We start from the raw sequence: 12263 nt of genomic DNA on the forward strand, positions 1-12263 counted from the left end.
GCCCGATTTCAGTTTTATAGGGGCCGCTCTATCCAAAAAAAGGCGCGAAACTGAGCTTCGCGCCTTTTCCATCACTATGTGCGAACGCACTATTCGAGCAGCGGTGACCAAGCCGGATCGGAGGCGTAGTTCGGCGTCTGAATCTGGCGCTCATTGCGGCCGGTCAGATCAATGGTGAAGAGCTTCGGACCGCCTGCACCCGCCGCCTTGCGGAAGAACATCAGAACGCGACCGTTCGGGGCCCAGGTCGGCCCTTCATTATGGAAACCCGAAGTCAGCAGGCGTTCGCCCGAGCCGTCCGTCTTCATCACACCAATAGAGAACTGGCCCTGCGACTGCTTGGTGAAAGCGATGAGATCGCCGCGTGGAGACCAGACCGGCGTGGAGTAGCTGCCGTCGCCCATAGAGATGCGGCGCGGGTTGGAACCATCCGCACCCATGACGTAGAGCTGCGGACGTCCACCACGGTCGGAAGAGAAAACAATCTGTGACCCGTCCGGTGAATATGACGCGCTCGTATCGATAGCCTGGCTTTTGGTAAGGCGGGTGGTCGAACGGTTGCGCAGGTCCATGGTATAGATATTGGCGCTACCATCATCCTGAAGCAGGCTCATCACGACCTTCTGACCATCGGGCGAGAAGCGCGGCGCAATAGTCATGCCCGGAAAGTTACCGACAAGCTCGCGCTGGCCGGTTTCGAGCTGCAACAGATACACCTTCGGCGAACCGCCTTCGAACGACATATATGTGACTTCCTGACGGTTCGGCGAGAAGCGCGGCGTCAGCGAAATAGCGCGTCCGTCGGAAATGTAGCGTACATTGGCACCGTCCTGATCCATGATGGCCAGACGCTTAACGCGCTTCTGTGCCGGGCCGGATTCATCAACGAAAACGACACGCGTATCGAAATAGCCCTTTTCACCGGTCAGGCGCTCATAGATGGCGTCAGCGATGATATGTGCCACACGGCGCCAGTTGTCCGGGGTGGTGAAGAACTGCTGGCCGATCATCTGCTGGCCGCCGAACGTATCCCACAGGCGGAACTCGGCTTTGAGGCGGCCATCCGGCTGTTTGGTGATGCGACCCGTAACAAGCGCCTGCGCATTGATGACCTTCCAGTCCTCGAAACGCGGCGCCGCGTCCGGATTGGAAATCTTCTCGATGAAGGCACCCTTGTCGATCGGTGCAAAAAGACCCGACCGCTCAAGGTCGGCCGCAATGACCGACGTGATGTTCGGCCCGAGCTGGTCGGCCGAAAGGAAATCAGTGATGGCGATCGGCAGCGGCTCGATCACACCCTTGTTGATGTTGATTTCCACGACAGCGCGCGCCGGCATGGTGCAGACAAGGCTTGCGGCAATCATACACGCGAAAGCCGAAAAGACCGTCCGGATCTTTGTATTGATGATGCCGATTTTCATGTCTTCTGGGACCTCTTTGTCCTTGCAGTGGTTGGCGACCGGAACCCCGGTCAGAACATTTCGCTCGGGTCGAAATTGACGATCACTTCCGACCATGAATCATATTTGTCGACTGGCAGATTGTACGGTGCGCAGCGGGCGACAGCGCGCTTGGCGCTCTCAGCCGCAGCACGGGCCACACCATCACCGCCGCCGCCCGATGTCACTTCAGGAACGCCCTGAATGGAGCCATCCTGGTTGAGCTTCATCTTGACGGTCACGACCAGCCCCGGCGCGTCTGCCACACCGGCGGGCACATTCCAGCACTTTGAAATCGCACCGCGCAGGGCATCCATTTCACTCTGGCTGAGTTTGGAGCCGCCAGTATTCTTCTTGCCGCCCAGCGACGCCTGATCGGTGGAGCGCTTGGCGCCACCGCCCGCCGCCTTCTGCTTGTTGAGAAGGGCTGCGACCTCATCGGCAATCGCATCATTCTTCGACTGCGAAGTCTGCGAGGCGCTCTGCGTCGGCTTCTTCTCTTCCGTTGGCTTGCGATCCGGCGTCTTTGCTGTCTGAGCCTGCGGCGGCTTCGGCTTAGCTTCCGGTGCCGGAACCTTGTCCGGCAACTTTGGCGCTTGCGCATCGGGCGATTCAGCCTGCTTGTCGATAGCTTCCGCCACCGGATCAGGCTTTACTTCCTGCTTTTCTTCCGGTTTTGCCTGCACTTCCGTCGCTGGAACCGGCGTTGGCTTGGTCTCCGGCTTCGGTTCCGGTTTCGGATCGGGCTTCGGTTCCGGTTTCTTCACCGGTTCCGGTTGCGCCTTTGGTTCTTCCGCCGCCTCAATCGGCTTCGCCTTCGCGTCAGGCTTCGGCGGCGTTGTGGTATCGATGTCCTGATCGCCAAAATTCTCGGCATTGGGAACAGTCTGCGGTTTGGTTGTCGGCACAGGAGCCGACTTTTCCTTCATGGGTGCGGTCTTTTCGCCCTGTTGGATTTGCGTCATCGATTCGATCGGTACGATATCGACCGGGAATGATTCCGCATCCTGAACGTCGAAAGCCTTCGGCGAGGAAAACGAAACCACTGCCAGCGCAACCGCAACGGCATGCAAGGCAACAGAAGATGTCAGGCCAGCCTTCATGATGGCGTCAGCTATCCTGCTCCTGGAGGGTCACAAGGCCGATATTCTTGAAACCGGCGGCGGAAATGCGGGCCATGACTTTCATGACAGTGCCATAGTCGGCAGCCTTGTCACCACGCACGAAAATGCGCTCTTCATAGCCTGTCTTGGCGATGGCCTGGAGTTTCGGCACCACTTCTTCGATCGGGATTTCGGTTTCCTGCAAGAAAATCTTGCCTTCGCTATTGACCGAAACGGTGATCGGCTGCGTATCGGCGTTCATGGCTTTTGCCTGCGTATCGGGCAGGTCAATCGGCACACCCACTGTCAGCAATGGTGCGGAGACCATGAAAATGATGAGGAGAACGAGCATCACGTCGACGAACGGCGTCACATTGATTTCGCTCATCAGCGCCTTCTTGCGGCCGCGCCTGCGGCGTCCGCCCGACTGCATTCCCTGATTTCCGACCGACATGCCCATTGCAAGATTCCTGAAGGCTGAAACTACACTCGATGCGTGAAGCCGCTTAAGCGCGCGGCGTCAACTTCTCATCAATTTGGCGCGACAGTATGGCGGAGAATTCATCCGCAAAGCCTTCCAGCCGTCCACCGATCTTGCCCGCATCACTGGAAAGCTTGTTGTAGGCGATAACAGCGGGAATAGCCGCGAGGAGACCAATTGCCGTTGCCAGAAGCGCTTCGGCGATGCCCGGCGCCACAACGGCAAGGCTTGTGTTCTTGGAGGCGGCAATTGCCTGAAACGAGGTCATGATGCCGACGACCGTACCGAACAGGCCGATGAAGGGAGCGGCAGAACCGATGGTTGCCAGAAAGCCAAGACGCGAGTCGAGCTTTTCACTTTCACGCGCCAGTGCGACATCCATAGCCTTGTCGATACGCATCTGGAGGCCGATGGGCGAGCGAGCGCCCTTTTCGAATGATTTCTTCCACTCGCGCATCGCAGCCATGAAGATGGACGCCATTCCGGTGGTACGGCGCTCACCGAGGTTACGATAAAGTTCCTCCAGCGACTGGCCGGACCAGAACGTCTGCTCGAAACGATCAATCGCGCGCCGCGCCCTTCCGTAAGCAATCGTCTTATCCACGATGATAGCCCAGGTCCAGATCGAGGCGAACAGCAGGCCAAGCATAACCAGCTTGACGACCCAGTTCGCCTGCATGAACAGGCCCCAGAGGGTAACATCGGCGGCGGGGGCCGCTAACGCAACATTTTCCATCGATCTACCGTCCTCGAATCCAAACGCCCGGCCACTTGACCGGGCGGTATCGCAAATCCGTTAATCAACGTCTGAAAACAGACGCTCCAAACCCGCGCAGCTCTTCATTTGAAGCCGTACCTGCCCGACGGGCGGCCGACACTTCGCACCGCAACCGCCATTCCCGGATTTCAACTTTAAATCCATCACGCGCTTGTCACGGTTAATTTTGGTGAAAGGAAGGCGCTGCGCTGTAACACGACCTCTCAACCGATTCCGTCAGGGTGATTAATGGAATATTATGGTTAAAGATGCGTTAGCATTTGCCCAAATAAGTATATTTGCCGGTAGCGCATCCATCTTCGCATAAGATACACCGGTGGAGACCTTTATTGAGCGAACGTCGGGTTCAGCTCTTGCGGCTGTTGGTAAAGGCTTCCCGCCACTCATCGGGAATGCGGCGCGGGTGACCTTCTTTGGTTATCATCACTGCCTCTACCTTCGCCTCCGAAAGCAGACGCTCACCGCAGCTAATTTTCTGCGCCATGATGACCCGTGCACCACGAATTTCGCTGACGCGGGTTTCAATCAGAATGAGATCGTCCATCTTCGCCGGCGATTTGTAGTCGATCTCCATGCGGCGAACGACCCAGACCATTTCTTCGCCAAGCGCGCCCTCGGCCAATTCGATATGGTGAACGTCCTGCAAGCGCAGGAAGTCCGTCCGTCCGCGCTCATAGAATTCCAGATAGCGACCGTGATAGACGAAGCCGGAAAAATCCGTATCGGCATAGTAGATACGCGCATAGAGCAGATGCGCGCCGTCTTTCAGTTCGCCGGACACGGCCTGTTGCTGCTTGTCGGTCATTCGTCTTCCATGAAGAGGCCATATTGTGACTGCTGGATGATTTCGGCAGGCGCAGGAAGTCCAAGATGCTGCCAGGCAACAGCCGTCAAAACACGACCGCGCGGCGTGCGTTGCAGGAAGCCCTGCTGGATCAGGTAGGGTTCGATAATGTCTTCAATTGCGTCACGCGGTTCGGAAAGACCTGCAGCGATTGTTTCGATCCCGACCGGGCCGCCGCCAAAATTGCGCGCGATGATATCCAGATAGCGCCGATCGAGCTGATCCAGCCCACGATTGTCCACCTCAAGCCGCGACAGCGCCTCATCGGCGATCTTGCGGTCAATGACATCTGCGCCAGCGACCAGCGCGAAATCACGCACACGACGCAATAGCCTTCCCGCAATACGCGGTGTGCCGCGCGAACGGCGGGCGACTTCCAGTGCGCCATCCGGCGAAATGCCCATTTGCATAATGCGCGCGCCACGCCGCACGATATATTCCAGTTCCTCGACCGTATAGAAATTGAGCCGTGTTGGAATGCCGAAGCGATCCCGCAACGGCGTAGTCAAAAGCCCGAGACGGGTCGTCGCCGCAACCAGCGTGAACTTGGCAAGGTCGATCTTCACCGAGCGTGCAGCAGGCCCCTCGCCGATGATGAGATCAAGCTGGAAATCCTCCATGGCCGGATAGAGGATTTCTTCCACAGCCGGACTTAAACGATGGATTTCGTCGATGAAAAGGACGTCGCGCTCCTCAAGATTGGTCAGGAGAGCAGCAAGATCACCCGCCTTCGCAATGACGGGACCGGACGTGGAGCGAAAATTGACTCCGAGCTCTTTCGCCATGATCTGCGCGAGCGTCGTCTTGCCCAGTCCGGGCGGTCCAACGAACAGGACATGGTCCAGCGCCTCGCCACGTACTTTGGCAGCTTCGATGAAAATTTTCAGATTGGCGCGCGCTGCCGCCTGTCCGACAAAGTCGTCAAGCGTCTGCGGACGTAGCGTATTGTCTTCGTCTACGCGTCTATCGGCATCGATGAGGGGGTTGCGGTCGCTCATGCCTCCCTCCTCGCACGAACATATCGCCGAAACAAGTAATTCACCGCGACAATTCCTTCAAGCCAAGACGGATAAGTTTGGCCGAATCGGCCCCCTCTCCCGCTTCCTTCAGGGCAGCCGCGACGGCATTGGCGGCCTGATCGCGCGAGTAACCGAGATTGGAAAGGGCCGACACCGCGTCGGCAACAGGAGCGGGTGCTGCACCCGCGCCAAGCTCCTGCTTGAGCCCGATTGTGCCGCTCGCCTCACCAGCGAAAGCCGGGGCCTTGTTCTTCAATTCCGTAACGATACGCTCAGCCACTTTCTTGCCGACCCCCGGTGCACGAGAGACCATGGCGATGTCACGCAGCGCAATGGCATTGGCCAGTTCTGACGGCGACAACGTGCCGAGCACAGCAAGAGCTACCTTGGCACCAACGCCCTGTACATTCTGCAGCAGGCGGAACCATTCGCGTTCGAGCTGATTGGCAAATCCATAAAGGCGGATCATGTCCTCACGGACATAGGTTTCGATGAACAGGATTGCAGCCTCGCCTGCCCCCCCGAGATTGCCCAATGTCCGCGCCGAACAGAACGCAACATAACCGACACCATGCACGTCGATGATGGCATGATCCTCGGCGATTTCATCGATTACACCCTTGAGCTTACCGATCATGGCCACCTACGCGATAAGTTGTTGCAACCGGCGCGCGCTTGCGATGCTTTGCCGGTGATGCGCATGACAAATGGCGATGGCCAGAGCGTCGGCGGCGTCGCTCGTATCGAACGATGCCCGGGGCATTAGCACTTTTACCATCATATGAATCTGCTGCTTTTCGCCGTGCCCAACACCTATAACAGCCTTTTTCACGGCATTCGGCGCATATTCAGCAACAGGTAGCCCCGCCTGCGCCGGAGCCAGCAGCGCAATGCCGCGCGCCTGCCCGAGTTTCAACGTTGCGGTTGCATCCTTGTTGACGAAGGTGTGTTCAACCGCTGCCTCATGCGGCATATACTCATGCAGGATTTTGGACAGCCCTTCATGCAATTGGCACAAGCGCGACGCGAGATCCATCTCCGCATTAGAGGTGACGGTTCCCGAACCGATGAAATGCAGCGAGTTGCCCAGCGATTCGACAATGCCCCAGCCGGTACGGCGCAGGCCCGGATCGATACCAATGATGCGAATCGTTTCTTTCATAAGTGAACCCTATCCTCAGACGGGTTCACTTGACAGCAGAAAAGTGAACAAAAGAGAAACATGCGCCCTGAACGACGCATATGAGTAATTGTTAAGAAGCACCAAAAGCGGTCTTGAGTAACACGATCTGTTCAGAAACCGGATTGCCGCGCGGAACACCCTGCAACGAAACCACTTCACCATAAACTTCTCGATCCATGCGGCGCACACGCGCCTGAAGACGCATCGATCGTTCAACCAGTTCCATGAATGCGACCGGCAGCTCGGACCACCCTTGTGCAGCTTCGCCCGCCGATGGCGTGTCGAGACGCACCTTGGCCTTTTCAACTGCAACCTGCTGGCGTGTCATCTCACCACTGCGTGCCGCACGCTGGAGCAGCAGCCAGGAAGCAATCTGCATCAGGCGCGTCGTCAGGCGCATCGATTCGGCGGCATAGAGCGTTGCAGCCACGCGCGACAGATTGCGTGCGTCCTCACGGCCTTCGCCGTCGAGATAGCTTGCCGCTTCCTCGACCATATCCATACCTTCGGCATAGATCGGCTTGAACGAATCCGAAAAGACCATACGCTCCGCGAGGCTGATCATGTTGCTCGGCATCTGACCCTGTTCGCTAATCACTGCTCTGCCACCTTGCATGACCGCCTTCATCGGCGGCCCATTCCGTTGCCGTATTCGTCCAGAGGGATATGCCGGGACGGACACGAATGAAACCATTGAACCGCTGTTCGACCATGAGGGAGGCTGAGACGGAACAGCTGTGCTAAACAAGTCCACGATAAACTGCACCTTCATGCACCGTCGCGCAAGTTTATGTTTAACATTCGGTTAATATTTTCAAAGGCTTTTGATGGAAGCCTGAAGATAGAACGGATTGGGCAGTCGTTCCGTTCCGCGTCCCATTATGTGGAAATCGATATTTCCCTAGTGCGTAGAAAAATTTGCACAAAAAAAGAGCCGCAATGGCGGCTCTCAGGAGTTTAACAGGGAGGCGTCAAACAGAGTGGCTAAACCACTCGGTAAGAATCCAGCCGAACTGGATGTAAACCATTTAACATTCTTAAGATTAATGAATGGTTAATGTCCGCGCGGTGCTGTGGATAATCTCATACAATCCAGCCGCTTCTACCCAAAGAAAAGCCGCCCGAAACGGCGGCTGATCGATGATGATTGTCAATAGCGCTGCATCGCGGGCTTGGAGGCTGGAACCAGCTGATTCTTGACGGGTTCGGCGGCAGGGACAGCCGGCTTTGCCGAAGCGGTGGAGCCCTTTTTGTTCCAACCGATGGTCGGCAACCATTCTAGATAGTAGGCCAGAGCGAACTGCATCACGATGCCGGTGGCAATCAGCAGCGTGTCATAAGGCAGTCCGCCGGGGTTCACGAGCTTCATCACCTGCGCGACCATTGCCAACAGCGTACCGGCAATAAAGACCGGCAACGAATGCTTGCCGAGAATCGCCAGGGGATTAACTGGTGTGGTCCGGGCAATGTTGTTCAGCGTCGGCACAACGGCAATGAGATAGGCAATCGCCAGAACATGCAGCAAACGTGGACCCGATAGGAAGGTCTTGTCGAAGCCGGTAATGACCATCGGCATTCCCATAGATGCATCGATACCCCATAGCGGGATGCGGACCCAAGCCAGCGCCAGCACCAGATAGCCGACAGCAAGGCCGATCAACAGCGGATGCTTCGGCAACTCACCACCGCGGCGCACATGCATCACGCCGGCGATACCGATCGCAAACAGGAACTGCCACGACAGCGGGTTCAGGAACCAGACGCCTTCGGTCGGATAGTTGACCGGCGCAATGCGGTAGAGACCAGACAGGAACCAGACTGTACCGGAAACGCCAAGCATCAGCGGCAAGCTGATGCGCGCCAGCAGAAGCAGGATCGGGGTCAGAACCAGCATCACGGCATACATCGACAGAATGTTGTTATAGCCGAGCTGATGGCCCAATGTGACAATGCCGAACAGCGCCTCTACCGGATGCTTGACCAGCGGTGCGATGTTGATCTGCGTCAACAGCTCCGAGCGTTTCAGGAAGATGGCCGCAGTGGCGAAAATGGCGATCGTCGCCATGGTCGTCATGATATGCGTGGTATACAGCACGCCAGCACGACGCCACATCTTCAATGAGAGGAGCAGGCGATTGCCGGGAGCGAATTTCGATCCATAGGCAAGCGCTACCGCCATGCCGGAAATGAGCACGAAAGCTTCGGCCGAATCGGAGAAGCCCAAATTCTTGTGCGTGATATGCTCGTAGATCGTGCCAGGCACATGGTTGATGAAGATCGTCAGCAGCGCAAGTGCACGGAATACATCAATGCGCGTGTCACGCATTTTCACCGGTTGTGCGGGCAACGCTTCTCTAACGGTCGCAATACTCATTTACCAGCCTGCCTATCTTTGAAGGAAATCACCTGCACTTGGGATTGCAAGACGTTCCTATCTTCTTCGCACGGTTCCAGATCGGGACCGGAACACATTCTGTCGGGGCGTTCAGGGCCGCGATCTTGGTGTCGCATATATACTGGTTAATCCCGGCAGAACCGGGTTGGTTCCGATCAACTTTCGTTCCAGTGGATAACATTGTGATAGCCTGGACATGTCCAAACTGGAGAGTGTTTCGCCAATGAATACTTGCCGAAGCGCGGGTGGGTCGCATAAATGCGATAAAACAAATAGATAGAGCGCCGTCTCCGTTTCCGGTAAACAGAACGCCTCTATTGCCCGAATTCCATCACGTTTTTCCCGTTAGGCTTCGTTCATGAACACGCCCGCTCACCAGACTGAAACAGATCGCTGCCGCATCGTGCTGGTAGCGCCCCCGCTTGCCGATGGCGTGGCTCTCGCCAAGCTTATGACGGCTGCGCTCTCAGGCGGTGACGTCGCAAGCGTCATTCTCGACACCGGCGATCTCGACGAAGCCACTTTCCAGGCTGCGGCCGAAAAGGTCATCCCCATCATACAGGATAAAGGCGTTGCCGCGCTCATCTTGAATGATACGCGCATCGCAGGCCGTGTCGGAGCAGATGGCATCCACATCGAGGGCAAGGCTGCCGATCTGGCAGATGCCATAGAAAAACATACGCCGAAAATGATTGTGGGAACGGGCAATCTGCGTGATCGCCATGGGGCAATGGAAATTGGCGAACTGCAGCCCGACTATGTCTTTTTCGGCAAGATCGGCGCAGACAACAAGCCGGACGCGCATCCACGCAATCTGTCATTGGCCGAATGGTGGGCGCAGATGGTGGAGATTCCCAGCATTGCGCAGGCTGGAAGTGCACTGGAAAGCATCATTCCAGCAGCGAAAACGGGCGCGGATTTCGTTGCGCTCGGTCGCGCGGTCTTCGAGGCCGAAGACCCTGCAAAAGCTGTTGCGGAAGCCAACCGGCTCTTGGATGAGAACGCGCCCCGCTTTGAAAATTGATCCTTTCATCAAGGTCTTGCTGATGCCCATGAAGAACAAACTTCTTCTCGCTGCCGTTCTGACATTCGCGCTGCCTACCTTGCCTGCTATGGCAGCGGGCGAGTCCGTGCACGTTCAGAAGAACAGCGCGCAGGGCGTTCACAAGGACAAGAAAGCCGACAAGTCGGCCAAGCCGGTCATGCTGCCGCAACCGGCAACCACGGAACCGATGCCACACATCGATCCGAGCCGCTTCGGCGACAAACCGGCAGACGAAGCTTTCGGAGCCTTTCAACGCGGCCTCTATCTGACCGCTTTCAATCTGGCCAAACCGCAGGCCGAAAAGGGCGACCCGGCATCGCAGACGCTCATCGCAGAGATTTATGCCCGGGGTCTCGGTATCCCCGCCAATCAGAAACTGGCAGCGAAATGGTATGAGAAAGCGGCCAACAACGGCGTTGTCGAGGCGCAATTCCGCTATGCAGCCCTTCTGTTACAGGGCGCCTACGTCAAGAAAGACCCCGCCAGGGCAGAGGAGCTGATGAAAAAGGCCGCCGAAGGCGGCAATGCCATGGCCCAGTTCAATTACGCCCAGATGCTTATGGTAAATACACCGGGCAAGCCGGGCATCGACCTCGCTTTTCCGTGGTTCCAGAGGGCTGCCGAGGCCAAGCTGGCCGACGGACAATATGCAGTCAGCCAGATTTATGCCAACGGTACGCCGACCATTCCGCGTGACGACAAGAAGGCACGGGTCTATCTGCTGCTTGCAGCCGCGCAAGGTTACGATACGGCGCAGTTCGATCTGGGACGGTGGCTTATCGAAGGTCGCGGCGGTGATCGCAACTATGAACAGGGCTTCGGCTGGATGCAGCTTGCCGCCCAACGCGGCACGGTCATGGCGCAAGCTTGGCTGGCCCGCCTTTATCGCGACGGCATCGGTACAGAGGGTGATCTGGTCAAGGCGGCGGCTTGGTATATTGTCGCCCAGCGTGCCGGTTTCCGCGCCCCTGACCTCAACGATATGATGGACGGTCTTGCGGACGACCAGATAAAGCAAGCATTTGAAACGGCCAATAGTCTGCGCGTTCGCTGATTTTTGGACGAATTTTCTGACTGGATCGGCTCTCTTTTCGTGCTCAGGCTTGCGCGACGCGCCGTTTTATGGTCTTGGAAACCCGATTATCGCGGTTCGAGTATAAGGCAGGTGCGCAATCTCCGGAACAAAGCCGGACGGTTGCCTTTTCGTCGTCATGCACCGAACCGCACATGGTTTCACATTTTCATTCCGGATCAAGCTCATGAAGATCAATGGTAACGAAATCCGCCCCGGCAATGTCATCGAACATGATGGCGGCCTCTGGGTTGCGGTCAAGACCAACGCCGTCAAGCCTGGCAAGGGCGGCGCTTATAATCAGGTCGAACTGAAGAACCTCATCAACGGCACCAAGCTCAACGAACGTTTCCGCGCTGCCGAAACCGTCGAGCGCGTTCGTCTGGAACAGAAGGACTTCTCGTTCCTCTACGAACAGGGTGAAGCCTTGATCTTTATGGACACCGAATCCTACGAACAGCTTGAGTTGGCCAAGGATTTCGTCGGCGACCGCGCTGCTTTCCTACAGGACGGCATGATGGTCACCGTCGAACTTTACGAGGAAAAGCCGATCGGCATCCGCCTGCCGGATCAGGTCACGCTTGCCATCACCGAAGCTGATCCGGTCGTCAAAGGGCAGACCGCTGCATCGTCCTACAAGCCGGCTGTGCTTGAAAACGGTATCCGCATTCTCGTACCACCGTTCATTGCATCCGGTGAACGTGTGATCGTTGATACCAACGAACTGACCTACGTCAGCCGCGCTTAATACGAAAAGATATCTGCGGCGCCCCGTATCGGGCGCTGCGCAATCCATGTCGCAAAGATTGCGACCGTTCTTTCTCAGATCGCTCAATTCTCCGACTGTCCGCCAAACGTGTTCTGGCTGGATATTCGACCTTCTGTTTATGATTAACTGCATGAT

General features: G+C 56.8%; 13 protein-coding genes. 3 read left to right on the forward strand and 10 right to left on the reverse strand.

All coding sequences use genetic code 11. The features are described 5' to 3' along the window. Positions 1-89: 89 nt before the first annotated feature. From tolB to FJQ48_RS03165, 10 genes are all read right to left on the reverse strand, one after another. A complete protein-coding gene (gene tolB, locus FJQ48_RS03120; protein ID WP_139973755.1) occupies positions 90-1421 on the reverse strand; it encodes a Tol-Pal system beta propeller repeat protein TolB in 1332 nt (443 codons plus the stop codon). Between the two features lie 50 nt (positions 1422-1471). After that, the gene (locus FJQ48_RS03125) at positions 1472-2542 is read right to left on the reverse strand and encodes a cell envelope integrity protein TolA (RefSeq protein ID WP_139973756.1); all 1071 of its coding nucleotides are present in this window, start codon (positions 2540-2542) and stop codon (positions 1472-1474) included. A gap of 7 nt (positions 2543-2549) precedes the next feature. Then, positions 2550-3002 carry a protein TolR gene (gene tolR, locus FJQ48_RS03130; RefSeq protein WP_109989135.1) on the reverse strand — a complete coding sequence of 151 codons (453 nt, stop codon included), beginning with the start codon at positions 3000-3002 and terminating at the stop codon, positions 2550-2552. A 46-nt stretch (positions 3003-3048) separates the two neighbouring features. Further along, positions 3049-3759, reverse strand: a complete 711-nt coding sequence (gene tolQ, locus FJQ48_RS03135; RefSeq protein ID WP_139973757.1) for a protein TolQ — start codon at positions 3757-3759, stop codon at positions 3049-3051. Positions 3760-4147: 388 nt separating this feature from the next. Then, positions 4148-4606 carry a YbgC/FadM family acyl-CoA thioesterase gene (locus FJQ48_RS03140; RefSeq protein WP_139973758.1) on the reverse strand — a complete coding sequence of 153 codons (459 nt, stop codon included), beginning with the start codon at positions 4604-4606 and terminating at the stop codon, positions 4148-4150. After that, positions 4603-5643: a Holliday junction branch migration DNA helicase RuvB gene (gene ruvB, locus FJQ48_RS03145; protein ID WP_139973759.1), complete on the reverse strand. Its 1041-nt coding sequence runs from the start codon at positions 5641-5643 to the stop codon at positions 4603-4605. The genes FJQ48_RS03140 and ruvB overlap by 4 nt, the downstream gene beginning before the upstream one ends. 40 nt (positions 5644-5683) lie before the next feature. Next, positions 5684-6301, reverse strand: a complete 618-nt coding sequence (gene ruvA / locus FJQ48_RS03150; protein ID WP_139973760.1) for a Holliday junction branch migration protein RuvA — start codon at positions 6299-6301, stop codon at positions 5684-5686. A 6-nt stretch (positions 6302-6307) separates the two neighbouring features. Next, positions 6308-6826, reverse strand: a complete 519-nt coding sequence (gene ruvC, locus FJQ48_RS03155; protein WP_139973761.1) for a crossover junction endodeoxyribonuclease RuvC — start codon at positions 6824-6826, stop codon at positions 6308-6310. A gap of 91 nt (positions 6827-6917) precedes the next feature. After that, positions 6918-7424 carry a DUF1465 family protein gene (locus FJQ48_RS03160; RefSeq protein ID WP_139973887.1) on the reverse strand — a complete coding sequence of 169 codons (507 nt, stop codon included), beginning with the start codon at positions 7422-7424 and terminating at the stop codon, positions 6918-6920. Between the two features lie 573 nt (positions 7425-7997). Next, positions 7998-9221 carry an OpgC family protein gene (locus tag FJQ48_RS03165; protein ID WP_139973762.1) on the reverse strand — a complete coding sequence of 408 codons (1224 nt, stop codon included), beginning with the start codon at positions 9219-9221 and terminating at the stop codon, positions 7998-8000. Positions 9222-9600: 379 nt separating this feature from the next. Here FJQ48_RS03165 and FJQ48_RS03170 point away from each other — a divergent pair, with 379 nt between their 5' ends. The 3 genes from FJQ48_RS03170 (at position 9601) to efp (ending at position 12107) form a co-directional block, all read left to right on the forward strand. Next, positions 9601-10266 (forward strand): thiamine phosphate synthase, encoded by a 666-nt coding sequence (locus FJQ48_RS03170; protein ID WP_139973763.1) that lies wholly within the window; start codon positions 9601-9603, stop codon positions 10264-10266. A 28-nt stretch (positions 10267-10294) separates the two neighbouring features. Further along, positions 10295-11341 (forward strand): tetratricopeptide repeat protein, encoded by a 1047-nt coding sequence (locus tag FJQ48_RS03175; protein WP_139973764.1) that lies wholly within the window; start codon positions 10295-10297, stop codon positions 11339-11341. A 205-nt stretch (positions 11342-11546) separates the two neighbouring features. After that, complete coding sequence (gene efp, locus FJQ48_RS03180) at positions 11547-12107, forward strand: elongation factor P (RefSeq protein ID WP_139973765.1); 561 nt, start codon at positions 11547-11549, stop codon at positions 12105-12107. Positions 12108-12263 lie beyond the last annotated feature (156 nt).

Origin of the sequence: Ochrobactrum sp. CGA5, assembly GCF_006345815.1 — a bacterium.
Taxonomy (GTDB): domain Bacteria; phylum Pseudomonadota; class Alphaproteobacteria; order Rhizobiales; family Rhizobiaceae; genus Brucella.